Here is a 24,672-nt window from a genome sequence, read left to right on the forward strand (position 1 = left end):
GGCTGTGCGCTGTGAGTATGCCCGATCGGAGGCACGGAGTCACCAGTTAACGACCGCTTACTCGAACAATTCGGAGAACGGGCCCCGACCGGGCCGGCCGGGCCGAGATTCCCGCCGCGGAACCCGAGGATGGTCCGAACCATTGACCACACTGGTCTAGTCCTCCTACGGTGACGGATCGAACGCCTCACCGCGTTCATGCCAATCGGCGCGCGTTTCCCTCTTCCCCCCACGAGGAGACACCCGATGCACGTCCCGCACCTCCCCCGCGTCCGCCCCAACCGGACGCTCTTCTCCGCCCTGTGCACCCTCGCCCTCGGCGCCGGGCTGCTGGCCGGTGCCGGCCCGGCCTCGGCCGACGCCGCGGCACCCGCCGTGCCGGCCGAGGCACCGGCCACGCAGGCGGCGGCCGGGTCCAAGGTCGTCGGCTACTTCACCGAATGGGGCGTCTACGACCGCAACTACCACGTCAAGAGCATCGAGTCGTCGGGCTCCGCCGACGAACTCACCCACATCAACTACTCGTTCGGCAACGTCACCGGCGGCAAGTGCGCCATGGGCGACGCCTACGCGGCGACCGAGAAGGCCTACACCGCCGCCGACTCCGTGGACGGCGTCGCCGACACCTGGGACCAGCCGCTGCGGGGCAACTTCAACCAGCTGCTCAAGCTGAAGCAGAAGCACCCCGACCTGAAGATCCTCTGGTCGTTCGGCGGCTGGACCTGGTCCGGCGGCTTCGCGCAGGCCGCACAGAACCCGGAGGCGTTCGCCCAGTCCTGCTACGACCTGGTCGAGAACTCCAAGTGGGCCGACGTCTTCGACGGCATCGACATCGACTGGGAGTACCCGAACGCCTGCGGCCTGAGCTGCGACACCAGCGGCCGTGACGCCTTCCCGAAGCTGATGAGCGCGCTGCGCGCCAAGTTCGGCCAGGACTACCTGGTCACCGCCGCGATCACGGCCGACGCCACGGCCGGGGGCAAGATCGACGCGGCGGACTACGCGGGCGCCGCCCAGTACGTCGACTGGTACAACCCGATGACGTACGACTTCTTCGGGGCCTGGGACGCCACCGGGCCGACCGCTCCGCACTCGCCGCTGACCTCCTACCCGGGCATCCCGAAGGAGGACTTCCACACCTCGGCGACGATCGCGAAGCTCAAGGGGCTCGGCATCCCACCCTCCAAGCTCCTGCTCGGCCTCGGCTTCTACGGCCGCGGCTGGACCGGCGTCACCCAGGCGGAACCGGGCGGCACCGCGACCGGCCCGGCGAAGGGCACGTACGAGGACGGCATCGAGGACTACAAGGTGCTGAAGACCAACTGCCCGGCGACCGGCACGGTGGGCGGCACCGCGTACGCCAAGTGCGGCAGCGACTGGTGGAGTTACGACACCCCGCAGACCATCGCGACCAAGATGGCCTACAAGAACGAGCAGGGTCTCGGCGGCACCTTCTTCTGGGAGCTGAGCGGCGACACCGCCAACGGTGAGCTGATCAAGGCGATCGACTGAACCACCCGGCGCACACGGGGGGCGAGGGGGCTCAGACCGGCTCGGTCTGAGCCCCCTCGTCAGGCGTCGCCAGACGTGCCAGACGTCGTCAGGCTTCGCCGGGTGCCGTCAGGCCTCGTCCCGGCGGGCCGGGGCCGGGGCCGGACAGGCGGGGTCCAGTTCCTCGATGGCGCGCAGCGTGCCGCCGAGCGACTTCACCAGCAGCTCACCCATGGTCTCGCGGGGCAGTTCCGGGCGGCCGATCCAGTCCAGGGTGGCGCCCTCGACGCCGCACACCCAGGCGAGCAGACCCATGCGGGCCAGCGGCCCGACGTCCGAGCGCCCGTACGCCCCCTCGGCGATGGTGGCGACGATCGCCTCGCGCACCCCATCCCGGACGGCGTGCACCTCGGTGTCGAAGCCGACTCCCCCGCTCACGATGGTGCGGTAGGCGGCCTGGTTGTGCTCGGCATAGCGCAGGTAGCCGTCGATGGTGCGGCTGACCCGGTCCACCTGCGGCAGTTCGGTGCCGCCTGCCGCGGTGGTGACGAGGTCGGCGACGGAGTCCTGGATGATCGCCAGGTAGTAGCCCCGCTTGGACTGGAAGTAGTAGTAGATCAGCCCCTTGGCGACATGCGCCTGCCGGGCGATGTCGTCCATCGAGAGCGCGTCGTACGAGGTGTCGGCGAACAACCTCCGCCCGATGGCGATGAGTTCGGCGCGGCGTGCCAGCGAGCGCTCGGTGCCGCGCGCCCGGGGACGGACGTCGGCACCTTGTTGACTCATATTCAATTTCGACCCTGGTCTCCTACGGGCGGCGGGACCTCCGCAGTATGGCAGGTCGGGGCGTGGGACAGGTCACACGCCGGTCACGTCGCTGAGGCCCGGGCCGGTCAGGTCACAGAAGGCCCAGCTGGACCACGAGCATCGCGACCACCACGACGAGGGTCCAGCCCATGACGTGTTCGAGGATCTTGGGGCCGTCGTCCTTGGGGCCGCCGGTGCGGACACGGGTGGCGGCTGCGGTGTGTGCGGTCATGGCTGCTCGCTGCTCTCGGGTTCGGCTTCACGGAGTCCCCCCGCTCACGGTGTCCACCTTGCCACCGTGAGCGGCTCGTGCGGCCGAGAGCTTGGTCACAGCGGTGCGGCGCGCTCCGCTCAGCGCACCCCCACCGCCGCGAGCGCCTTGCGCTGGTGCGGACTCGGGTGGGCCGGGAAGTACAGGTAGCAGACGCCACCGGTGCCGGAGACGACCTTGCCACTGGCGTTGTACCGCTTGGTCCGGAGCCAGATGTTCTCCCACTCGCGCCGCTTGTAGACGCGGCGCACGGCGTCGTTGTCGTCCGAGGCCGGGTCGTTGGCGATCACGTCGCCGTCGGCGGTGAAGCCGATCACGGTCATCAGGTGCCCCGAGGTGCCGTAGCCCGCTCCGGTCAGCTCCTCCTCCAGGAACGACTGGGAGGTGATGGCCGGGATGCCGGCCGCGATCAGCGTCTCCAGGTCGGTGAGGGAGCCGAGGCGGGTCACCACACCCTGGAGGCCCTGGAACGTGGCGGCGTACGCGGCGTTGAAGGGCCAGTTGCCACAGCCCTCGTACTGGTTGTCGTAGGTGTAGCGGGCGGCGTGGCACACCTGCGGGTCGGCGTAGGAGGGGTCGACCCAGGCGAGCTGCTCCTCGGTGAGGCGGCCGCCCCAGTACTCGATGATCATCTGCGAGGAGGTGGGGCTGCACCAGGCCTCGCCGCCGTTGTCGTACTCGGGGTACTGGCCCTTGTGGATCTCCTGCGAGTAGCGCGGGACGCGCAGTTCCCCGGCGTGTCCCGGCGTGGAGGCCGGGACGGTGAAGCGGTCGGGGACGTCGGAGCCCATCGCGCCGAGCCGCCAGACGGTGGGCGTGGTGCGCGTGCCGGGGCGGCGGTGGAGGGTGAGCCGGAGCCGGTAGGAGACCAGACGCAGACCGGTGGAGGCGTCGTCGATGGCGAAGGTGTCGGTCCAGACGCTGCTCCTGCCGTCGCTCTGGTCGTCCACCGAGGTCCGCCTGATGTCCTGCTCGCCGTCGCCGGCCGTCCAGCGGCCCAGCACGTACCAGGGGGTGTCCGTGCCGTCGGAGTAGGTGCCCTTCAGTTCGACCTGGATCCAGGTGCCGCCCGGCGTGTGCGCGTTCCAGGAGGCGATGACCTCCGTCGCGGGCACGGTGAGCCGGTGGACGGGCGAGGTCCAGGTCGCGTACTCCCAGGCGGCGGTGGTGCCGGTGTGCGGGTCGGTGTAGTCGGTGGTGTCGGCCGGGGTGCCGATCACGATGCCGGGGCGGGCGCCCGCGACGGGGCGGGCTCCTCGCGCGGTCCCCTGCCGCCAGTCGCCGTACGTGGTCCAGGCGTGGTAGTCCACCGGCCGTCGGGCGCCGCCGCCGGTGCCCGTGCCGGGCGCGGCGTGGGCTGCGGCCGGGATCGCGCCGCCCGACACGGCGGCCGCGGCGACGGCCGCGGCCAGGAGGGTCCTGCGGGACGGATGTTCGACTCTGCTCATGGGCGGGAGACCCCCAGGTGTCCGGGTCGGGCGGGTCCGTCGTTGCACGGTCGTGCGCCAACTATGGCCGCAGGCGCCCGCTCCTGCCAGCACTTCCACGCACGCCACGCCACCAATATTGGTGTCGACCACTGGCTAGAGTGCGGGTGAGCCCGTCCGCCCCTCGCACCCCAGGGATCCGCCATCCTCGACCTAGCAGCCCGGCTCCGCCGGCTTCCGCCCTCCTGCGGGCCCGTGCGTCTGATCGGCGTCGACGGGCACGCCGGTTCCGGGAAGTCCACGTTCGCCGGGCGGCTGGCGGACGCGCTGGGCGGTGCGCCGGTGCTGCACCTCGACGACATCGCCAGTCACGACGAGCTGTTCGACTGGACCGGGCGACTGCTCGACCAGGTGATCGCACCCCTGCGGCGGGGCGAGACCGCCCACTACGCCCCCTACGACTGGCGGGCCCGGCGCTTCGGCGCGCCGCGTCCGCTGGCGCCCGCTCCCGTGGTCCTGGTCGAGGGCGTCGGCGCGGGCCGCGAGGCGTTGCGGCCGCACCTGGCCGGACTGCTGTGGATGGACCTGCCCCCGGAGCGGGCGTGGGAGCGCGGACGGGCGCGCGACGGAGCGGAGCAGCGTGCGTTCTGGGACGGGTGGGTCCCGGCCGAGCGCCGGCATTTCGCCGCGGACCCCTCGCGCCCCTTCGCGCACCTTCTGGTGCGACAGCGCGAACAGGGGTACGAGGTGCTGCCGGGGCCCGCGGGAACCGCCTCCGGAGCCCACTTTCTCACCCAGAGTGACGGACCCTCCGCAATGTGCTGAACTCGTGAAGATCGCATCCCGACAACCCGCCGACGTGCCCCAACTTCGCTTGACCCGGGGGCCGTACAGGTCTTACGTTCTGAATGTGCGGTAGTTCGAAGCCGCCGACAGACGCGAAGCCCCCGGTTGTTCCCCCGTGATCGGGGGCTTCGTTCTGCCCTGAGCGCGTTTTCCGGCTGCTCCGCGACGCCGTACGCTCACCCTCCGTCACCTTCCGGCGCCCCGCCCCACCCGCTCCCACCTCGCGGAACGACCCCTCCCGCACCCTTCGGGGGACGGACCGCCGCGGGTACGATGCCCTCGGTGCGACCTACGGAGATTGCCGCACGCACCTGCAACTCCGGTCGGCGGTACAGCCGTTGACCGAGGCGGCCGACGAGCGACGGCTCGGCGGCATACCGACGGGGGCACGTAGGTGGGGGACGTGATGGACTTCGGCACGCAGGGCCCACAGGCCCCGGCCGAACTCGCCTGGCTGCGCGGCGTGGACGCCTACACCATGGGGGCCTACCCGCAGGCGGAGGAGGAGTTCCGGGCGGCGGTGCGGATCGACCCCACGATGGCCGACGGCTGGCTGGGACTGCACGCGCTGCGCGTCGACACCACGAACGCGCTCCTGCGAATGTTCCGCAACCGCGACCGCTTCGGCGAGCAGCGGGCCCGCCACCGCCGGACGCTCAACTCCTGGTACTGGCTGGGCTGGTGGGTGCAGCCGGTGCTGGAGAACCCGCGTGACCTGCTCCTTGCGCACGCCTCGCACTGGCTGGACGGCCGGCACGTCCCGGAGCTGGACCGGGCCCTGGCCGGGCTGCCCCCGGTGGACTCCGACCCCCAGGTCCGCTTCCTGCACGCGTGCCGCGCCTATCTGGTCAAGGACTGGGAGCAGCTGGTCCGGCACACCGACCCGCTGCTCGGCGATCCCTTACTGGGCATCGAGGCCGGCCTGTTCAGCGGCATGGCCCGGGTCCGCCTGGAGATGTACGGGCAGGCCGAGCCGCTGCTTTCGGCGGCCCTGATGCGGTGCCGCAGCGAGCAGCCGCAGCGCAAGGAGCTGCGCTACTGGCTGGCGCGGGCCCACGAGGGCACCGGGCGCAGCGCCGCCGCGCTCCCCCTGTACCGGGCGGTGCACCGCGTCGACCCCGCGTTCATGGACACCTCGGCCCGGCTGGCCGCGATCGCCGAGGGCGACGGTTACGACGACCCGGCCGACCTCGCGGGACTCGCGCAGGCGGGCGCAGGCACCGACGGCCTGGACGGACTCGACCCCCTGTTCGGCACCGAGGAGCGCGACGTCAAGCTCTCCGCGCCCGAGCCCCCGCTGTCCGCGCCGCTGCCCCCGCTCGGCGGACCGGCGGTGCGGGAGAAGGCGGGCGGACCCGACCCGTCCCTGCCCAGCGGGCCCACCGACCCCGCGCTGTTGGAGGAGGCGCTCGCCGAGCTGGAGCGGATGGTGGGCCTCGAACCGGTGAAGCGGCAGGTCAAGGCACTGTCCGCGCAACTGAACATGGCCCGGCTGCGGGCCGGGCAGGGGCTGCCGGTGCAGCCGCCCAAACGTCACTTCGTCTTCTCCGGCCCCTCCGGCACCGGCAAGACCACCGTGGCCCGCATCCTGGGCCGGGTCTTCTACGCCCTCGGGCTGCTCGGCGGCGACCACCTGGTGGAAGCGCAGCGGGCCGATCTGGTCGGCGAGTACCTGGGCCAGACCGCCGTGAAGGCGAACGAGCTGATCGACTCCGCGCTCGGCGGTGTCCTCTTCGTCGACGAGGCGTACTCGCTGTCCAACTCCGGTTACGGCAAGGGCGACGCGTACGGCGACGAGGCGCTCCAGGTGCTGTTGAAGCGGGCCGAGGACAACCGGGACCACCTGGTGGTGATCCTGGCCGGCTATCCGGAGGGCATGGACCGGTTGCTGGGCGCCAACCCCGGGCTGTCCTCACGCTTCACGACGCGGGTGGACTTCCCGTCGTACCGGCCGTTGGAGCTGACCTCGATCGGGGAGGTGCTCGCGGCGGAGAACGGGGACGTGTGGGACGAGGAGGCGCTGGACGAGCTGCGGTCGATCGCCGGGCACGTGGTGGACCAGGGGTGGATCGACGAGTTGGGGAACGGGCGGTTTCTGCGGACGCTGTACGAGAAGAGCTGTGCGTACCGGGATCTGCGGTTGTCCGTGTGTCCCGGGGTGCTGACCCGGGACGATCTGGCGACGTTGCGGCTGCCGGATTTGATGCAGGCGTATGGGGAGGTGCTGTCGGGGCGGGGGCCCGGTGGGCCGTCGGCTGTGTAGGGCCGAGCCTCGGTGCGCGGGGGGGGGTGGACGCAGCCCGGCGTTGCGGGGTGCCGCTGCGCCCACCCGTGCCGCCTGGGGGTACCTCCCAGGCCGTTCAGGCACTGGGGGAGGCACGACTGCCCGCAGCGGCGGCGGGGGGGGCGGCACGAGTGGCCGCAGCGGGGGCGGCAGCGCTAGGTGGCCAGGGTTACCTCTTTGTTTCTGTGGGCCGGGTCGCGGACCTCGCCGACCAGGAGTTCCAGTACGTCCTCCAGGGCGACCAGGCCCAGCACCTTGCCCGACGCGCCCGTGACCTGGGCCAGGTGGGTGGCCGCGCGGCGCATCACCGTGAGGGCGTCGTCCAGGGGGAGTTCGGGGCGCAGCGTGGTCATCGGGCGCCACAGGTGCTGGGGGACGGCCCGGTCGGACTCCTCCACGTCGAGGACGTCCTTGACGTGCAGGTACCCCATGAAGGCGCCCTGGTCCGCGGCGATCGGGAAGCGCGAGTACCCGGTGCGGGCGGTGAGCGCCACGATCTCCCCGGGCGTGACCGAGGGGCTGACCGTCACCAGGGACTCGCGCGGGAGGAGTACGTCCGTCACCGGGCGGGAGCCCAGCTCCAGGGCGTCCTCCAGGCGTTCCTGCTCCTCCGGGTCGAGCAGGCCCGCCTGGCCGGCGTCCTCGACCAGGCGGTTGAGCTGCTCGCTGGTGAAGACGGCCTCGACCTCGTCCTTGGGCTCCACGTGGAACAGCCTGAGGATGCCCTGCGCGCAGGCGCCGAGCGCGACGGTGATCGGCCGGCACACGCGGGCGAAGGCGACCAGGCCGGGGCTGAGCCACAGCGCGGCCTTCTCGGGGGCGGCCATCGCCAGGTTCTTCGGGACCATCTCGCCGATGACGAGGTGGCAGAAGACCACGGCGGCCAGCGCGATGACGTAGCCGAGCGGGTGGATCATGCCGTGCGGCAGGTGGATCCACTCGAAGACCGGCTCCAGCAGGTGGGCGACGGTGGGTTCGGCGACGGCGCCGAGGGTCAGCGAGCAGACGGTGATGCCGAACTGGGCGGCGGCCATCATCTGCGGCAGCCGTTCCAGGCCGTACAGCACCTGTCGGGCGCGGGCGGTGCCCAGGGGTTCGATCTGGCTGCGGCGCACGGAGACCAGGGCGAACTCGGCGCCGACGAAGAAGCCGTTGGCGAGCACGAGCAGCGCGGCGAAGACGAGTTGCAGAACGCTCATCGGGCGGCCTCCAGCGTGGAGTCCGCGGCGGTGCGCACCAGTCGTATCCGCTCCGCGCGGTAGTGGCCGACCTGGCGGACGGAGAGCCGCCAGCCGGGCAGTTCCGCGCGGTCGCCGACGGCCGGGATGCGGCCGAGCAGATCGGCGACGAGTCCGGCCACCGTCTCGTACGGCCCCTCCGGCGCCTCCAGGCCCACCCGCCGCAGGGCGTCCACGCGGCAGCTGCCGTCGACGTCCCAGGCGGGGCGTCCGTCCTCGGGCGGGGCGGGGGCGAGTTCGGGCGCGTCGAGGCCGTCGTGCTCGTCACGGACCTCGCCGACGATCTCCTCGACGATGTCCTCCAGGGTGACGACGCCGGCCGTGCCGCCGTACTCGTCGACCACGACCGCGATGGGCTGCTCGCTGCGCAGCCGGGTCAGCAGCGGCCGTACCGGCAGGGTCTCCGGGACCAGCAGCGCGGGGCGGGCGATCCGGCCCGCGGGGGTACGCAGCCGGTCGTGCACGGGGACCGCGAGGGCGTCCTTGAGGTGGACCATGCCGACGATTTCGTCGATCTTCTCCCGGTAGACGGGGAAGCGGGACAGGCCGGTGGCCCGGGTCAGGTTCACCACGTCCTCGGCGGTGGCCGAGGAGTGCAGGGCGCTGACCTTCACGCGGGGGGTCATGACGTGCTGGGCGGTCAGTTCGCCGAGGGAGAGGGTCCGGACGAAGAGGTCGGCGGTGTCCTGCTCCAGGGCGCCGGCCCGGGCCGAGTGCCGGGCCAGGGAGACCAGTTCGCCGGGGGTGCGGGCGGAGGCCAGCTCCTCGGTGGGTTCGATGCCCAGGGTGCGGACCAGGCGGTTGGCCACGGTGTTGAGCGCGGCGATCACCGGGTGGAAGAGCCGGGCGAAGGCGTGCTGGGGGCCGGCGACGAAGCGCGCGACCTGGAGCGGCTTGGACACCGCCCAGTTCTTGGGCACCAGCTCGCCGATCACCATCTGCACGGCGGAGGCCAGCAGCATGCCGACGACGACCGACACACCGGGCACGGCGCCGTCGGGGACGCCGATCGCGGTGAACGGGCCGTCGAGCAGCTGGGCGAGCGCCGGTTCGGCGAGCATGCCGACGACGAGGGAGGTGATGGTGATCCCGAGCTGGGTGCCGGAGAGCTGGAAGGACAGCTCCTTCAGGGACTCGACGACCCGGTGGGCGCGCCGGTCACCGGTCGCGGCGGCCTGCTCGGCGTCCGGGCGTTCGACGGTCACCAGGCCGAACTCGGCCGCGACGAAGAAGCCGTTGGCGAGGATCAGCAGGAACGCGGCTGCCAGGAGCAGCAGGGGGGTGGTCATGATGCCGCCGCCTGTGGGGTGTCACAGCAGGGGGCGGCGCAGGTACTGCAGGACGGTCCGTCCATCGCCGGAGGGAGTCACTCCTCGGGTAGCAGGAACCCCGCGCACCGGGCGGAGCGACGGGGCGAGGACGCGACGGGCCGCGTCCTCGTTCCCAGATTAATCACGAAAAGGGTGCCCGCGGCAGGGTCGGCGGCGCCGGGTCAGTCACGCGGCGCCTCGGGGAGGGCACCGGAGCGGGCCTCCACGAGGTCGCGCAGGGCGCGGGCGTCGGCGAGGGCGCGCTGCCTGGCGATGCCCGGCTGGATGCCGAGCGCGGGCAGGCTGGTGCCGTCGCTGAGGTCGAGGAAGACCCAGGGGTCGCCCTGGCGGAGGTTGACGCGGAGGATCTCCGGCCAGGCGAGGCGGCGCACGGCGGTCAGGTTGACCACGGTGACGCCCCTCTCCTCGGCGACGACCCGGGGCCTGGCCAGCAGGAGCAGCACGCCGGCCAGGACGAGGGCCGTGAACACGAAGCTCAGGCGCTCGCCGGGGCCGAGGCCGTCCAGCACCATCCCGACCGCCGTGATGGTCGCGAAGGCGAGGACCGCGAGGACGAGCAGGACGGCGCGGGTGCGGCCCGGACGGAAGGTGACGGGCAGGGCCGGCAGGTCGTCCGGCGTGGTGTCGGGCATGGTGTGGCTCCGGGTCGTGCTCCGAGACGGGGAGGGGGTCAGAGCCGGCAGGCGTGGATGGCCGTGGTCAGGATCGCGCGGGCGCCGATCTCGTACAGGTCGTCCATGATCCGCTGGGCCTCCTTGGCGGGCACCATCGCACGGACGGCGACCCAGCCCTCGTTGTGCAGCGGGGAGACGGTCGGGGACTCCAGGCCGGGGGTGAGGGCGACGGCCTTCTCCAGCTGCTCCACCCGGCAGTCGTAGTCCATCATCACGTACGTGCGGGCCACCAGGACGCCCTGGAGGCGGCGCAGGAACTGCTGGACCTTGGGCTCGGTGGTCTCGTCGGGCTCCGCGTCCGAGCGGCGGATCACGACGGCCTCGGACTTCATGATGGGCTCGCCGAAGACCTCGAGGCCCGCGTTGCGCAGGGAGGTGCCGGTCTCGACGACGTCCGCGATGACCTCGGCGACGCCCAGCTCGATGGCGGTCTCGACGGCGCCGTCCAGGTGGACGACGGAGGCGTCGATGCCCCGGTCGGCCAGGTGGGCGGCGACGATGCCCTCGTAGGAGGTGGCCACGGTGCGGCCCTTGAGGTCGTCGATGCCGGTGGCGGTGCCGGGCTTGCCGGCGAAGCGGAAGGTGGAGCGGGCGAAGCCGAGCGGCAGGATCTCCTCGGCGTGGGCGCCGGAGTCGACCAGCAGGTCGCGGCCGGTGATGCCGATGTCGAGCTTGCCGGAGGAGACGTAGATCGCGATGTCACGGGGGCGGAGGTAGAAGAACTCCACCTCGTTGGCCGGGTCGACGATCCGCAGTTCCTTGGACTCGCGGCGCTGCTGGTAGCCGGCCTCATGCAGCATCTCCCCCGCGGGGCCTGACAGGGAACCCTTGTTGGGGACGGCGATGCGCAGCATGAGGTCGGCTTCCTTTGTGTGAAGGGGTGGAGAAGAAGGGGGTCCGGCTTTACAGGTGGGCGTAGACGTCGTCCAGGGAGATGCCGCGGGCGACCATCATCACCTGGACGTGGTACAGCAGCTGGGAGATCTCCTCGGCCGCCGCGTCCTTGCCCTCGTACTCGGCGGCCATCCAGACCTCGGCGGCCTCCTCGACGACCTTCTTGCCGATGGCGTGGACCCCCTTGTCCACCAGTTCGGCGGTGCGGGAGGTGGCGGGGTCGCCGTTGGCGGCCTTGTGCTGGAGCTCGGTGAAGAGCTCCTCGAAAGTCTTCTTGGACATGGTGCCGACCACTCTACGGGTTATGCCGGTCGACCTAACGCCAGGGTTCAGATACTGAACGGAGCGTAGCCGCCGTGGCGACGGCCGCGGTCACCGCCTCGTGGCCCTTGTCCTCGCTGGAGCCCTCGATGCCGGCCCGGTCCAGGGCCTGCTCCTCGGTGTCGCAGGTGAGGACGCCGAAGCCGACCGGGACGCCGGTCTCGACGGAGACCTGGACCAGGCCCTGGGTCACGCCCTGGCAGACGTAGTCGAAGTGGGGGGTGCCGCCGCGGATGACGACGCCGAGGGCGACGATCGCGTCGTAGCCGCGGCCCGCGAGGACCTTGGCGACCACCGGCAGTTCGAAGCTGCCGGGGACCCTGAGCAGGGTCGGCTCGTCGATCCCCAGCTCGTGCAGGGCGCGCAGCGCGCCGTCCACCAGTCCGTTCATCACCTTGTCGTGCCACTGCGACGCGATCACGGCGACCCTGAGGTCCCCGACGTTGCGTACGGACAGTTCCGGTACACCCTTGCCGCTCACGTGTCTCCTCGTCGTGCTTGCTTACTGGTTGCCGCAGGTGGACACGGGGGTCGTGTCCAGCCAGGGCAGGTCGTGTCCCATCCGGTCCCGCTTGGTGCGCAGGTAGCGGAGGTTGTGCTCGCCGGCCTGGACGGGCATGGGCTCGCGGCCGGTGACCGTGACGCCGTGCCGTTCCAGGGCGTCGCTCTTGTCGGGGTTGTTGGTCATGAGGCGGACGGCGCGCACGCCGAGATCCCGCAGGATCTGGGCGCCGGCGCCGTAGTCGCGGGCGTCGGCGGGCAGGCCGAGTTCGAGGTTGGCGTCGAGGGTGTCGCGGCCGCGCTCCTGGAGTTCGTAGGCGCGCAGCTTGGACATCAGGCCGATGCCGCGTCCCTCGTGGCCGCGCAGGTAGACGACGACGCCCCGGCCCTCGGCCTGGATGCGGTCCAGGGAGGCGTCGAGCTGGGGGCCGCAGTCGCAGCGCTGGGAGCCGAAGACGTCGCCGGTGAGGCACTCGGAGTGGACGCGGACCAGGACGTCCTCGCCGTCGCCGATCTCGCCGTGCACGAGGGCGATGTGCTCGACGCCGTCGACCGTGGAGCGGTAGCCGTACGCCGTGAACGCGCCGTGCCTGGTGGGCAGGCGGACCTCGGCCTCGCGGCGGACGGTGGGTTCCTCGGAGCGCCGGTAGGCGATGAGGTCCTCGATGGAGATGATCGTCAGGCCGTGCTTGCGGGCGAACGGGATCAGCTCGGGCAGCCGCAGCATGCGCCCGTCCTCGCCGGCGATCTCCACGATGGCGCCGGCCGGGCGCAGTCCCGCGAGGCGGGCCAGGTCGACGGCGGCCTCGGTGTGGCCGTTGCGGACGAGCACCCCGCCGGGGCGGGCGCGCAGCGGGAAGACGTGCCCGGGGCGGACCAGGTCGGTGGGCTCGGCGGTGCCGCTCGCGAGGAGTTGGAGGGTGGCGGCGCGGTCGGCTGCGGAGATGCCGGTGCTGACGCCGTGCGCGGCGGTGGCGTCGACGGAGACGGTGAACGCCGTCCTCATCGACTCGGTGTTGTCGTCGACCATCTGCGGGAGCCGGAGCCGGTCCAGTTCCTCGCCCTCCATGGGGGCGCAGATCAGGCCGCGGCACTCGCTCATCATGAAGGCGACGATCTCCTCGGTCGCCTTTTCGGCGGCGATGACGAGGTCGCCCTCGTTCTCGCGGTTCTCGTCGTCGACGACCACCACGGGGCGGCCGGCGGCGATGTCCGCGACGGCCTGCTCGACGGGGTCGAGGACGAGGTCCTCGGGGCCGTCCGGGCTGTACAGGATGGGTGCCGTGCTCATGCGGGCGCTCCTTCCGGGAGGGGGCGGGCCGCGTTGCGCGAGCGCAGCCACCAGTCGCGCAGGCCCCACAGGACGAGCGCGCCGTAGAGGACGTAGACGAAGCCGGAGAAGGCGAAGCCGTTGGCGAAGTTCAGCGGCACGCCGACGAGGTCGACCAGCAGCCAGGCGAACCAGAACTCGACCATGCCGCGGGCCTGGGCGTACATGGCGACGACGGTGCCTACGAAGATGTACGCGTCCGGCCAGGGGTCCCAGGACAGGGTGGGGTAGGCGGTGAACAGGGCGCCCACCGCGAGGGTGCCGACGGCGGCCGCGGCGAGCAGGGCGCCGCGTTCGCGCCAGGTGGCGAACCGTACGGCGACGGAGCCGTCCTGCGTCTGCTGCCGGCCGCGGTTCCACTGCCAGAAGCCCCAGGCGGCGACGACCATGACGACGATCTGCTTGCCGGCGCTGCCGGAGAGGTGGGCGGTGGCGAAGGCCGCGAAGAGGACGAGTCCGGAGACGAACTGCACGGGCCAGGTCCAGATCGAGCGCCGCCAGCCGAGGGCGAGGCCGAGCAGACCGATCACGTTGCCGATCATGTCCGACCACTTGATGTGCTGGTCGAAGAGGGTGAACGCCTCCGAGTTGAGCCAGTTCACCGGGTGCCCCCCTGGGCGGTGAGCAGCCGCTCGACGTACTTGGCGATGACGTCGACCTCGAGGTTGACCGGGTCGCCGGGCTGCTTGATGCCGAGCGTGGTCAGGGCGAGCGTGGTGGGGATGAGGCTGACGGTGAAGAAGTCGGGTCCCGCGTCGACGACGGTGAGGCTGATGCCGTCGACGGTGATGGAGCCCTTCTCCACGACGTAGCGGGCGAGGTCGGCGGGCAGCGAGATCTTGACGATCTCCCAGTGCTCGGAGGGCTTGCGCTCCAGGACCTCGCCGGTGCCGTCGACGTGGCCCTGCACGATGTGGCCGCCGAGCCGGGCGCCGACGGCGGTGGGGCGCTCCAGGTTGACGCGGGAGCCGACGGCCAGGGCGCCGAGGCTGGAGCGGTTCAGGGTCTCGGCCATCACGTCGGCGGTGAACGCGTCGCCCTCGTGGTCGACGACCGTGAGGCAGACGCCGTTGACGGCGATGGAGTCGCCGTGCCGGGCACCTTCGGTGACCGCGGGGCCGCGTACGCGGAAGCGACAGGCGTCGTCGAGGGTCTCGACGGCGGTGATCTCGCCCAACTCTTCGACGATTCCGGTGAACACTTCCCGGGTCCTCCTGCCTCTTCGGGCACGGACTCCGGGGCTGTCGGAACGACAGAGACCACGGACGAGGACACCGGGAACGACGCCGGACAGGACGCACCCGGGACGGGTACGCCCAGAATTCGGCGGCGCGCACGTTTGCTCGCCCGCCGCGCACTGCCTCCCATCCGGACTTTAACCGTCGGTCCAGGAGTTTCACCTGGTCAACCGGTCGCTGGAAGCGACCGGGTCGCGGACTGTAACCGCCGGTTCGGACTTTCACCGACCCCGGAGTGCGCTGCTTCTGGTACAGGGCCAGTGTGCCACGGCCGGTCCCCGTCCATGCGGACGGAGCGTGTGGAGTGGCTCACAGGATGCTCACCCTGGCCTCCGGCCCGGTCTGGCTGGCCCAACTGGTCGGCTGCCCCACCGGGTTGAGATTGGTCCATACCTATTGACGCACTGGTCTAGTCCTCTCTAGGGTCTGCGCAACTTCCGTGGAGAGGAACCGACTGTGCCTTCCCCGTCACGCTCCAGATCCCGCCACAGAGCGGGGCCGGCCCTGTTCGCGGCCGTCGCCGCCGTCGCCGGCCTGCTCCTCGCCGGTCTCCCGGCGACCGCGTCGCAAGCCGCCGACCAGGAGTCCTGTCGACCCGACGGGCTCTACGAGACCCCCGGCGTCGACGTCCCCTACTGCTCGGTCTACGACGCCGACGGCAGGGAGAAGATGGGCGCCGACCACCCGCGCCGGGTGATCGGGTACTTCACGAGCTGGCGCACGGGCAAGGACGGCAAGCCGGCCTACCTCGCCTCGGACATCCCGTGGGACAAGATCACCCACATCAACTACGCCTTCGCGCACGTCGACGGCGGCAACAAGCTCTCCGTCGGCACGGACGGCGAGAAGAACCCGGCGACCGGGATGACCTGGCCCGGGGTCGAGGGCGCCGAGATGGACCCCGGCCTGCCCTACAAGGGCCACTTCAACCTGCTGAACAAGTTCAAGAAGCAGCACCCGGACGTCAAGACGATGATCTCGGTGGGCGGCTGGGCCGAGACGGGCGGCTACTTCGCGGACGACGGCTCGCGCGTGGACTCCGGCGGCTTCTACTCGATGGCCACCAACGCGGACGGCTCGGTCAACCAGGCCGGCATCGACACCTTCGCCGACTCGGCGGTCGACTTCGTCAGGAAGTACGGCTTCAACGGCGTCGACATCGACTACGAGTACCCGACGACGATGAAGGACGCGGGCAACCCGCTCGACTGGTCCTTCGCCAACGGCCGCCGGGCCGGGCTGGTCAAGGGCTACGCGGCCCTGATGAAGACGCTGCGCGAGAAGCTCGACCGCGCGGGCGCCGCGGACGGCAGGCACTACCTCCTCTCCGTCGCCGCGCCGTCCTCCGGGTACCTGCTGCGCGGCATGGAGACCTTCCAGGTCCAGAAGTACCTGGACTACGTCAACATCATGTCGTACGACCTGCACGGCGCCTGGAACGAGTACGTCGGCCCGAACGCCTCGCTCTTCGACGACGGCAAGGACGCCGAGCTGGCCGCCGCCAACGTGTACGGGAGCGCCCAGTACGGCGGCATCGGCTACCTCAACACCGACTGGGCCTACCACTACTTCCGGGGCTCGATGCCGGCCGGCCGCATCAACATCGGCCTGCCGTACTACACCCGCGGCCACAAGAACGTCCAGGGCGGCACCGACGGCCTGTGGGGCAAGGCCTCCGCGTCCTCCTGCCCGGCGGGCTCCGGCCTGACCAAGTGCGGGGACGGCGCCGTCGGCATCGACAACCTCTGGCACGACCTCGACACCAACGGCAAGGAGTCCCCGGCGGGCTCCAACCCGATGTGGCACGCCAAGAACCTGGAGAAGGGCATCGTCGGCGACTACGTCACCGACTACGGCTTCCCGGCGGACACGAAGCTGACCGGCACCTACGCCCGCAAGTACGACTCGACGCTGGTCGCGCCCTGGCTGTGGAACGCCGAGAAGAAGGTCTTCCTGTCCACCGAGGACGAGCAGTCGGTCGGGGCCAAGGCCGACTACGTGGCGGACCGCGGCATCGGCGGCGCGATGATCTGGGAGCTGGCCGGCGACTACGGCTGGAACGCCGCCAAGGGCCAGTACGAGATGGGCGACACCCTCACCTCGCTGATGTACGACACGTTCAAGTCGGCCGCGCCGTACGGCGCGAAGAAGTCGAACGCGGACCTGCCGACCGAGGCCGTGAACGTGGACGTGGAGTTCACGGACTTCAAGCTGGGCGACTCCAACTACCCGATCACGCCCAAGCTGCGGATCACGAACAACACGAAGACCGCGCTGCCGGGCGGCACCGAGTTCCGGTTCGACTACGCGACCTCGGCCCCCGGGAACGCCTCCGACCAGTCCGGGTTCGGCACCAAGGTCGTCAGCAGCGACCACACGGGCGACAACGTGGGCGGCCTGAAGGGCGACTTCCACCGGGTGTCGCTGAAGCTGCCGGCGTGGCAGTCGCTGGCGCCGGGCGCGACCGTCGACCTGTCGTTCAACTACTACCTGCCCGTGTCGACCCCGTCGAACTGGACCGTGACGATCGGCGGCAAGGCGTACGCCCTGGCCGGCGACCTGGCACGGGGCACGACCGTGGTGGACCCGGGGACGCAGACGCCGACCCCCACGCCGACGCCCACGGGATCCGAGTCCCCGGGCCCGAGCCCGAGCCCGACGGGCGGCACCGGGCAGTGCGCCGCCCCGGCCTGGGACGCGGCCGCGTCGTACGGCGGTGGCACCACCGTCTCCCACCAGGGGCACACCTGGAAGTCCAAGTGGTGGACGAAGGGCGAGGAGCCCGGAACCACCGGTGAATGGGGAGTCTGGCAGGACCTCGGCGCCTGCTGACCCCACCCGAAACGGGCCCGGCGGCGGTGACGAAGGCCCTTGCCCGCCGCCGGGTCCCCCCAACGCACCCCGTCGAGCGCCGGCGGGGTGCGTTCCGCGTGGAGCTGCGCGACGGTGTGATCCGCGCACCGCACGCCACTTCCGACAGGGGCTGATCAGCATGACCACGATCCTGGTGACCGGCGGCACCGGCACGCTCGGCCGGCTCGTCGTCGAACGGCTGCGGGCCGGCGGGCACGAGGTGCGGGTGCTCAGCAGGCGCAGCCGGCCGTACGCCGTCGACCTGCGCGAGGGCGGCAGCGCTCTGGACGCGGCGCTCGCCGGTGCCGACACGGTCGTGCACTGTGCGACCACGCAGCGCGGCGGGGACGAGCGGTCGGCCGCGAACCTGATCGCGGCGGCGCGGCGGGCCGGGGTGAGCCACCTGGTGTACATCTCGATCGTCGGCGTCGACCGGGTGCCGCTCGGCTACTACCGGTCCAAGCTCGCCGTCGAGCAGCTGGTGGCGGAGTCGGGCCTCGGATGGACGGTGCTGCGGGCGACCCAGTTCCACGACCTGGTGGCACAGGTGCTCCGGACGCTGGCCAGGCTGCCGGTCGTGGTGCTGCCGGCCCATGCCCGCGACCAGCCGGTGGAGGTGGCGGAGGTCGCGGACCGGCTCGCCGCACTGGCCGAGGGCGCGCCCGCCGGTCGGATGCCGGACGTGGGCGGTCCCGAGGTGCGCACCTTCGAGTCGCTGGCCCGTGCCTATCTGGACGCGACGGGACGCCGGCGGGCCGTGGTGAACGTGCCGCTCGCGGGGAAGACTTACCGGGCGTTCCGCGCGGGCGGGCATCTCGCGCCCGGACACGCGGTCGGCAAGGGCACGTTCGAGGAGTACCTGGCGGGGCGGTTCGGCGGCGGGGAGGGCGGGCGGCGCGGATGAGCGGACGGGCGTGGCTGCGGGCGGGACTGGGGCTGCTCGCGGGCGGCCAGGTGGTGCTGGGGCTGTGGATCGTGCTGCTGCCCGAGCTGTTCTGGAAGTGGCCGTGGGTGTCGCACCTGCCGCCCTACAACGAGCATCTGCTCCAGGACTTCGGCGGGGCGAGCCTCGCGCTCGCCGTGGTGCTGTGCGCGGCGGTGGCGACGATGGAGCGCCGCCTGGTGCTGACGGCCCTGGTCGCCTACCTGGTCTCCGCCGTCGCCCACCTGCTGTTCCACGCCCGGCACCTGGAGCCCCTGTCGGCGGCGAGCGCCGCGGGCTTCATGGCCCTGCTGGGGGCGGCCGTGCTGCTCCCGGCGGTACTGGTGTGGCTGGCGGCGGCCGGCCCGGCGTTCCGGGAGCCGGGCTCCGAGCCGGGCTCCGCGGGCACCGGCCGGCACCCCGGGTAAGACCCTTCCGGGTGCCGCGGGCTACCGCCCCGGCGGGCCGAAGAGGTCGTCCTGGGCGCGGTCGCGTGCGGTGAGCAGGGCGCCGCGCAGTACCGCGCCGCCGCCCAGGGTGCTCGGCCGCACCTCCGTGGCCAGCGGGGACATCCGGGCGAGGCGGTGCTGGACGCGGCCGGCGAGGGCGTCGGCGCCCGCCCGGCCGATCTCCCCGGCGAGGACCAGGCAGCCGGGGTCGAGGACGGAGACCACGGCGGCGGCGCCCAGGGCGATGCGGTCCGCGAGCGCGTCGAGGAAGCGCCCGGCGGCGGGGTCGTCCGCGGACGCCGACCGGTGTACCGCCTCCCGGACCAGCGCGGCGGCGTGCGGCTCGGGCCCGGTGGGCCGGGCCGTCACGCCGTGCTCCGCCGCGAGGGCGGAGACCGCCGCCGCTCCCGCCACGGAGTGGAAGCCGCCGTCGCAGTCGGTGGCCGACGGCAGGCCCGCGGTGCCCGGCACCGGCATGAAGCCGATCTCCCCGGCGCCCCCGGAGACGCCCCGGCGCAGGGTGCCGTCGAGGACGACGGCGGCGCCGATGCCCAGGCCGAGCCAGAGGAGCACGAAGGTGTCCCGGTCGCGGGCGGCGCCGTCGCGCTGTTCGGCCAGGGCGGCGAGGTTGGTCTCGTTCTCGACGCCGACCCGCGCCTCGGGGAACTTCTCCTGCAGCGCCGCCATCAGCCGGCGGTGCCACTCGGGCAGTCCCGTGGAGTCCCGGAGTTCGCCGCCGACCGGGTCGATCAGGCCGGGGGCGCCGATCCCGACGGTGTGCAGCCGGTCGGCGCCGGCCTCCTTGACCGCGCGCTCGACCAGGCTCACCGCCTGTTCCACCGCGGGGCCCGTGCCGGAGTCGTCGTCGATGGGCACGGAAGCCTCGGCGAGGACCCGGCCGAGCAGGTCGGAGACGAGCACGGCGACGCCCTCGGTGCGCACGTCGAGGGCGGCGAGGTGGGCGCGCCCGGCGACGATGCCGTACAGCTTGGCGTTGGGGCCGCGGCGCTGCTCGCCGGACTCCCCCGCCACCTCGATCAGTCCGGCGGCGCCCAGGCGTTCGACGAGGTCGGCGACGGTGGGCCGGGACAGGCCGGTCAGCTTCTTCAACTGTCCTGCCGTCAACGGGCCCTCCTGCTGGAGCAGATGAAGGGCGAGCCGGTCGTTGATGGCCCGGGCGGTGCTCGGGGATGCGGGCATGCCGGGATCCTTCCAGATCGGCGGCGCGGGGGCCCACGCCGGTAACCCACTATCTATCAGGCAGGCTCCCTGATAGTTTACGCCGCGGATTGACGGACACGGAGGGGTGGACCATGAGCACAGGGACCTACGGGCGCCGCGAGGTGAAGCGCGCCCGGTACGCCGTGGCGGCCGTGTTCGCCGTGCACGGCTCCGTCACCGGCTCGTTCGCGACCCGCGTGCCGTGGATCCAGGACCACGCCGGTGTGAGCGCGGGCCAGCTGGGGCTGGCGCTCGCCTTCCCGGCGCTCGGCGCCTCCCTCGCCATGCCGCTGGCCGGCCGCGTCACCCACCGCTTCGGCGCCCGTGCCGCGCTGCGCGGGCTGCTGGCCCTGTGGACGCTGGCGCTGATCCTGCCTTCGCTCGCCCCGAACCTGCTCACCCTGTGCCTCGCCCTGTTCGTCTACGGCGCCACGGCGGGCATGTCGGACGTGGCGATGAACGCCCTGGGTGTCGAGATCGAGAACCGCCTCGACAAGTCGATCATGTCCGGGCTGCACGGCATGTGGAGCGCGGGCGCGCTGACCGGTTCGGCGGCCGGCACGCTCGCCGCCCACCTGGGCGCGGACGCCCGGACCCACCACCTCCTGGCCGCCGCGGTGCTGACCGTGACGGGCCTGGTCGCCTGCACCTGGGTGCTGGACCTGCAGCCCGCCGAGGACGAGGACCCGCCGCCGCGCTTCGCGCTGCCGCCCAGGTCGGCGCTGCTGATCGGCGCGGTCGGCTTCTGCGCGGTGTTCGCGGAGGGCGCGAGCCTGGACTGGTCCGCGGTCTACCTGCGGGACGAGCTGGAGACCTCGGCCGGTCTGGCGGCGGCGAGCACGACGGGTTTCACGCTGACGATGGCGCTGGCCCGGCTGGCCGGCGACAAGGTGGTGGACCGGTTCGGCGCGGTGCGCACGGTCCGGGTGAGCGGTGTGCTGGCCACCCTCGGCGGTCTGCTCGTCGTGGTCGGGGGCCATCCGGCGGTGGCGATGAGCGGCTTCGCGCTGATGGGCCTCGGCATCGCCGTGGTCGTCCCGCTGTGCTTCGCCGCGGCCGGCCGGGCCGGCTCCAATCCGAGCCTGGCCATCGCGGGCGTCGCCACCATCACGTACACCTCCGGCCTGGTCGCGCCGAGCGCCATCGGCGGTCTGGCCCAGGCGACCAGCCTGGTGGTGTCGTTCGGCCTGGTGACGCTGCTGGCCTGCTGCCTGGTGGTGTTCGCGCGGGTGCTGCGGTCCGGGGACCGGAACCGCCCGAAGATCAGTGGGCCGGTCGCAGAAGTGCCCGACCGGCAGTCCTGAACGCCTCGCTCCACGGCGCCGGGCGCAGCGTCCCGGAGTCCAGCCGGACCAGCACCCGGGTGCCGCGGGCATAGGTGGTGGCGCCGTCCGCCGAGCAGAACCGGAACCCGTAGGTCAGCCCGGTGGTGCCGAGCCGGTCCAGCCACAGGTGGACGGCGTAGGCGCCCGGCCGGGTGACCGGCGCCTCGTAGCCGATCGTCAGCTCCCTGACCGCGTTGCAGGCGTCGCCGGCCGCCGCCCAGTCGCCCTCGAACCGGACTCCGTGCCCGGCCCACAGCTCGGTCCAGGCCCGCTCGACCATCACGGGGTAGCGGGCGTTGTGCAGCAGCCCGAGGGCGTCCAGGTCGTCGAAGTGGACGGTGACGGGGACGAGCCGGCCGTAGGGGACGGCGGGCGGGACGGGGACGGCGGGCGCTTCGGCGGTCACGGTGGCTCCTGGGTGGTGCGTGGTGGTACGCGCGGCGTCGGCGTCGTACGGGGACCACAGCCATCCTAAGCGGACGCTCAGCACACCCCTCCGGGAAGGGTGCAGGTCAACCGCACGGCCGGGCACCCCTGACAATGGTCCGGACAGACCTCGGTACGAAGAAAGCGAAACCTCACCATGGACCTCGGCGTGCGTTGGAGACTGCACGGGGACGGCAAGGTGCCCGCCCCCGGAGCGGTGGTCCGCCCCGACGAACGGCTCTCGTGGCCCCGCACGGCCGGGCTCGGCGCCCAGCACGTGGTGGCCATGTTCGGGGCGTCCTTCGTGGCTCCGGTCCTGATGGGCCTGGACCCCAACCTCGCGATCATGATGTCGGGCGTGGCGACCGTCATCTTCCTGCTCGCCACCCGCGGCCGGGTGCCCAGCTACCTCGGCTGCTCGCTCTCCTTCGTCGGCGTCGCCGCGGTGATCCGGGCGCAGGGCGGTACCAGCGCCACGGTGACCGGCGCGGTCCTCGTGGTCGGCGCCGTCCTGTTCCTGGTGGGGCTCGCCGTGCAGCGGTTCGGGGCGCGGATCATCCACGCCGCGATGCCGCCGGTCGTCACCGGCGCGGTGGTGATGCTGATCGGCTTCAACCTGGCACCCGTCACGGCCTCCACCTACTGGCCGCAGGACCAGTGGACGGCCCTGTTCGTGATGCTGTTCACCGGTCTGGCCGTGGTGTGCCTGCGCGGCTTCTGGTCCCGGATCGCGATCTTCCTCGGGCTGGTCTTCGGGTACGTCCTGTCCTGGGCCCTCGACCGGATCTTCGGGAAGATCCACTCGGTGGACGGCAGCGGCAAGCTAACCGACCACTGGCGGCTGGACTTCTCCGCCGTGGGCCAGGCCGACTGGATCGGGCTGCCGACCTTCCACGGGCCGAGCTTCGAGTGGTCGGCGATCCTGGTCGCCCTGCCGGTCGTCATCGCCCTGATCGCGGAGAACGCCGGGCACGTCAAGGCGGTCGGCGAGATGACCGGCGACAACCTCGACGACAAGCTCGGCACGGCCATCTCGGCCGACGGCGTCGGCTCGATGCTGTCCACGGCGGTCGGCGGCCCGCCCAACACCACGTACTCCGAGAACATCGGCGTGATGGCCGCGACCCGGGTCTACTCGACGGCCGCCTACTGGGCCGCGGCGGGCTTCGCCCTGCTCTTCGGCCTCTGCCCGAAGTTCGGCGCGGTCGTCGCCGCGATCCCCGGCGGCGTGCTCGGCGGCATCACCGTCATCCTCTACGGCATGATCGGCCTGCTCGGCGCGCAGATCTGGATCAACGCCAAGGTGGACCTGCGCAACCCGCTGAACCTGGTACCGGCCGCCGCGGGCATCATCATCGGCGTCGGCAACGTCAGCATGGAGTTCACCGACACCTTCTCCCTGAGCGGTATCGCGCTCGGCACCCTGGTCGTCATCACCGGCTACCACGCGCTGCGCGCCTTCGCCCCGGCCCACCTCAAGACGCAGCAGCCGCTGCTCGACGAGGGCACCTCGTCGTACGACGCGAAGTCCGAGAACGGGAGCGCCGGCGGCGACGGTGACGGCGGGGCTCAGCGCGCCAGGTCGTAGGCGTACGACGGCGTGAACGTCCCCGGCTCGCCCCGGCAGCCGTCCGACTCGCCCGGCAGCTTGACCCACAGGTAGGCGTCGATGCGCCCCATGCCGGTGCTGAGGGTCGGCGCGCGGCCGAGCTTGCGGCCGGCCGGGTCGCACCACTGCCCGTCGGGCGGGGCGCCGTTGCCGTTGCGGCTGGTGTCGATGACGGCGCCGAGGCTCGCCGGGCCGCCGAGCGCGTCGAGGACCGCGCGATCGTAGGCGACCTCGTCGGCGGTGGTGTGGAAGTTGGAGACGTTGCTGAAGACGCCGTCGGAGGAGTCGGCCGAGGCGGCACCGGCCTGTTTCAGCCAGGCCGCCTGCTCGGCGGGCGGGTGCCAGCCGGAGTGGCCCGCGTCGTAGTACACCCGGGCGGCCGGGTTGGCGTCCTTCATGACTCGCCCGGCGCGGGCCAGGGAGGCGAAGCGGTCGGCGCGCTCACCGGCGGACAGGCACGTGGACTGGGCGACCGAGTCGGGCTCCAGCACGACGATCACCTCGCCGGAGCCCAGCCCGGCGGCGAACCGGTCGATCCAGGCGTCGTAGGCGTCGAGGCCGGGCGCGCCGCCCTCGGAGTGGCCGCCGCAGTCGCGGTCGGGTATCGCGTACGGCACCAGGACCGGCACCCGGCCCTGCGCGGCGCCCGCCGAGGTGACGGCGCGGACCCGGGCCGTGATGGCGGCCGGCGAGTGGTCGGTGAACCAGACGGCGGCCGGGCGGCCGGCGATCCGGGACGCGATGACGTCCTGGCGCGGGTCGTCGGGGTGGGCGCGGACCCAGTCGAGGACCTGGGACTCGGGGTGCCGGTAGAGCCGGGTGGCGGCCGTCGTGGCCCGGGGGTCCCGCTCCCCGGAGGTCCGCCGCGGCGAGGGGCTGGGCGTCCGCCTCCGGGGCATCGGGGACGGCGACGCGGAGCGTGACGGCTCCGCCGACGGGGACGAGGGCGGGGACGGAGACGGCGAGACGGGCAGGGCGTCCAGCCGCACCGGGCGGGTCACTCGCGGCCCGGCCCGGTCGGCGCCGCCGCCGTCGTCGCCGAGCGCGGTCAGCAGGCCGGTGACGGTGCCCACCGCGACGACGACGGACGCCGCCGCGACCATCGCGCCACGGCCGGCGGCACGCCTGCGCTCCGCCCTCCGGGCCGCCCGACGCCGGGCACGAAGGCCTGCCACGTACGGATCCCCCTCCCCCGCGCGGCGGGCTCGTTCCCC

The 24,672-nt window shown here is 72.4% G+C and carries 23 protein-coding genes and 1 riboswitch; of the genes, 8 read left to right on the forward strand and 15 right to left on the reverse strand.

The features are described 5' to 3' along the window. The first annotated feature begins 246 nt into the window (after window positions 1–246). Window positions 247–1,512, forward strand: a complete 1,266-nt coding sequence (locus K7854_RS25320) for a glycoside hydrolase family 18 protein (RefSeq protein ID WP_226028847.1) — start codon at window positions 247–249, stop codon at window positions 1,510–1,512. A gap of 108 nt (window positions 1,513–1,620) precedes the next feature. Here the strand turns inward: K7854_RS25320 and K7854_RS25325 are convergent, their stop codons facing one another. From K7854_RS25325 to K7854_RS25335, 3 genes are all read right to left on the reverse strand, one after another. Beyond that, the gene (locus tag K7854_RS25325; RefSeq protein ID WP_226028848.1) at window positions 1,621–2,283 is read right to left on the reverse strand and encodes a TetR/AcrR family transcriptional regulator; all 663 of its coding nucleotides are present in this window, start codon (window positions 2,281–2,283) and stop codon (window positions 1,621–1,623) included. Window positions 2,284–2,389: 106 nt separating this feature from the next. After that, window positions 2,390–2,530, reverse strand: coding sequence for an SCO1431 family membrane protein (locus tag K7854_RS25330; protein WP_161379883.1), 141 nt, complete (start codon window positions 2,528–2,530; stop codon window positions 2,390–2,392). Between the two features lie 119 nt (window positions 2,531–2,649). Continuing rightward, window positions 2,650–4,017, reverse strand: a complete 1,368-nt coding sequence (locus K7854_RS25335) for a C39 family peptidase (protein WP_226028849.1) — start codon at window positions 4,015–4,017, stop codon at window positions 2,650–2,652. A 234-nt stretch (window positions 4,018–4,251) separates the two neighbouring features. Between K7854_RS25335 and K7854_RS25340 the strand changes: the two genes are divergently transcribed. Further along, window positions 4,252–4,821 carry a uridine kinase family protein gene (locus tag K7854_RS25340; protein ID WP_226028850.1) on the forward strand — a complete coding sequence of 190 codons (570 nt, stop codon included), beginning with the start codon at window positions 4,252–4,254 and terminating at the stop codon, window positions 4,819–4,821. Window positions 4,822–5,248: 427 nt separating this feature from the next. Further along, the gene (locus tag K7854_RS25345) at window positions 5,249–7,105 is read left to right on the forward strand and encodes an AAA family ATPase (protein ID WP_226028851.1); all 1,857 of its coding nucleotides are present in this window, start codon (window positions 5,249–5,251) and stop codon (window positions 7,103–7,105) included. Between the two features lie 176 nt (window positions 7,106–7,281). Here K7854_RS25345 and K7854_RS25350 read toward each other — a convergent pair whose 3' ends face one another. From K7854_RS25350 to K7854_RS25390, 9 genes are all read right to left on the reverse strand, one after another. Beyond that, the gene (locus tag K7854_RS25350) at window positions 7,282–8,325 is read right to left on the reverse strand and encodes a hemolysin family protein (protein WP_226028852.1); all 1,044 of its coding nucleotides are present in this window, start codon (window positions 8,323–8,325) and stop codon (window positions 7,282–7,284) included. Next, entirely contained in the window at window positions 8,322–9,653 is a 1,332-nt protein-coding gene (locus K7854_RS25355; RefSeq protein ID WP_226028853.1) for a hemolysin family protein, read from the reverse strand. The genes K7854_RS25350 and K7854_RS25355 overlap by 4 nt, the downstream gene beginning before the upstream one ends. Window positions 9,654–9,856: 203 nt before the next feature. Beyond that, window positions 9,857–10,327, reverse strand: coding sequence for a PH domain-containing protein (locus tag K7854_RS25360; protein WP_226028854.1), 471 nt, complete (start codon window positions 10,325–10,327; stop codon window positions 9,857–9,859). Between the two features lie 38 nt (window positions 10,328–10,365). After that, entirely contained in the window at window positions 10,366–11,223 is an 858-nt protein-coding gene (gene hisG / locus K7854_RS25365; RefSeq protein ID WP_226028855.1) for an ATP phosphoribosyltransferase, read from the reverse strand. Between the two features lie 49 nt (window positions 11,224–11,272). Then, window positions 11,273–11,545 (reverse strand): phosphoribosyl-ATP diphosphatase, encoded by a 273-nt coding sequence (locus K7854_RS25370; RefSeq protein WP_011027788.1) that lies wholly within the window; start codon window positions 11,543–11,545, stop codon window positions 11,273–11,275. Between the two features lie 34 nt (window positions 11,546–11,579). After that, window positions 11,580–12,065 carry a 6,7-dimethyl-8-ribityllumazine synthase gene (gene ribH, locus K7854_RS25375; RefSeq protein WP_226028856.1) on the reverse strand — a complete coding sequence of 162 codons (486 nt, stop codon included), beginning with the start codon at window positions 12,063–12,065 and terminating at the stop codon, window positions 11,580–11,582. Between the two features lie 21 nt (window positions 12,066–12,086). Continuing rightward, window positions 12,087–13,376, reverse strand: a complete 1,290-nt coding sequence (locus K7854_RS25380) for a bifunctional 3,4-dihydroxy-2-butanone-4-phosphate synthase/GTP cyclohydrolase II (protein WP_226028857.1) — start codon at window positions 13,374–13,376, stop codon at window positions 12,087–12,089. Continuing rightward, window positions 13,373–14,017, reverse strand: a complete 645-nt coding sequence (locus K7854_RS25385) for a nicotinamide mononucleotide transporter family protein (RefSeq protein ID WP_226028858.1) — start codon at window positions 14,015–14,017, stop codon at window positions 13,373–13,375. The genes K7854_RS25380 and K7854_RS25385 overlap by 4 nt, the downstream gene beginning before the upstream one ends. Next, the gene (locus K7854_RS25390) at window positions 14,014–14,616 is read right to left on the reverse strand and encodes a riboflavin synthase (RefSeq protein WP_226028859.1); all 603 of its coding nucleotides are present in this window, start codon (window positions 14,614–14,616) and stop codon (window positions 14,014–14,016) included. The genes K7854_RS25385 and K7854_RS25390 overlap by 4 nt, the downstream gene beginning before the upstream one ends. A gap of 149 nt (window positions 14,617–14,765) precedes the next feature. After that, a riboswitch (FMN riboswitch) is annotated at window positions 14,766–14,896 on the reverse strand. Window positions 14,897–15,109: 213 nt separating this feature from the next. On the opposite strand from K7854_RS25390, the gene K7854_RS25395 reads away from it, so the two are divergent. The 3 genes from K7854_RS25395 (at window position 15,110) to K7854_RS25405 (ending at window position 18,856) form a co-directional block, all read left to right on the forward strand. Continuing rightward, complete coding sequence (locus K7854_RS25395; RefSeq protein WP_226028860.1) at window positions 15,110–17,485, forward strand: chitinase C-terminal domain-containing protein; 2,376 nt, start codon at window positions 15,110–15,112, stop codon at window positions 17,483–17,485. A gap of 160 nt (window positions 17,486–17,645) precedes the next feature. Continuing rightward, window positions 17,646–18,410 carry an SDR family oxidoreductase gene (locus tag K7854_RS25400; RefSeq protein ID WP_226028861.1) on the forward strand — a complete coding sequence of 255 codons (765 nt, stop codon included), beginning with the start codon at window positions 17,646–17,648 and terminating at the stop codon, window positions 18,408–18,410. Next, window positions 18,407–18,856 carry a hypothetical protein gene (locus K7854_RS25405; RefSeq protein ID WP_226028862.1) on the forward strand — a complete coding sequence of 150 codons (450 nt, stop codon included), beginning with the start codon at window positions 18,407–18,409 and terminating at the stop codon, window positions 18,854–18,856. Before K7854_RS25400 ends, K7854_RS25405 begins: the two co-directional genes overlap by 4 nt. Before the next feature lie 21 nt (window positions 18,857–18,877). Here K7854_RS25405 and K7854_RS25410 read toward each other — a convergent pair whose 3' ends face one another. Then, window positions 18,878–20,077 carry an ROK family transcriptional regulator gene (locus K7854_RS25410; RefSeq protein WP_226028863.1) on the reverse strand — a complete coding sequence of 400 codons (1,200 nt, stop codon included), beginning with the start codon at window positions 20,075–20,077 and terminating at the stop codon, window positions 18,878–18,880. A gap of 113 nt (window positions 20,078–20,190) precedes the next feature. Between K7854_RS25410 and K7854_RS25415 the strand changes: the two genes are divergently transcribed. Further along, the gene (locus K7854_RS25415; RefSeq protein WP_226028864.1) at window positions 20,191–21,402 is read left to right on the forward strand and encodes an MFS transporter; all 1,212 of its coding nucleotides are present in this window, start codon (window positions 20,191–20,193) and stop codon (window positions 21,400–21,402) included. Here K7854_RS25415 and K7854_RS25420 read toward each other — a convergent pair. Beyond that, window positions 21,362–21,829, reverse strand: a complete 468-nt coding sequence (locus tag K7854_RS25420) for an acyl-CoA thioesterase (RefSeq protein WP_226028865.1) — start codon at window positions 21,827–21,829, stop codon at window positions 21,362–21,364. The genes K7854_RS25415 and K7854_RS25420 overlap by 41 nt on opposite strands. A gap of 177 nt (window positions 21,830–22,006) precedes the next feature. Here K7854_RS25420 and K7854_RS25425 point away from each other — a divergent pair, with 177 nt between their 5' ends. Next, the gene (locus K7854_RS25425; RefSeq protein ID WP_226028866.1) at window positions 22,007–23,437 is read left to right on the forward strand and encodes a uracil-xanthine permease family protein; all 1,431 of its coding nucleotides are present in this window, start codon (window positions 22,007–22,009) and stop codon (window positions 23,435–23,437) included. Here K7854_RS25425 and K7854_RS25430 read toward each other — a convergent pair. Continuing rightward, window positions 23,419–24,561 carry a glycoside hydrolase family 6 protein gene (locus K7854_RS25430; protein WP_226028900.1) on the reverse strand — a complete coding sequence of 381 codons (1,143 nt, stop codon included), beginning with the start codon at window positions 24,559–24,561 and terminating at the stop codon, window positions 23,419–23,421. The genes K7854_RS25425 and K7854_RS25430 overlap by 19 nt on opposite strands. Window positions 24,562–24,672 lie beyond the last annotated feature (111 nt).

This window comes from Streptomyces hyderabadensis, assembly GCF_020404845.1.
GTDB lineage: Bacteria > Actinomycetota > Actinomycetes > Streptomycetales > Streptomycetaceae > Streptomyces > Streptomyces hyderabadensis.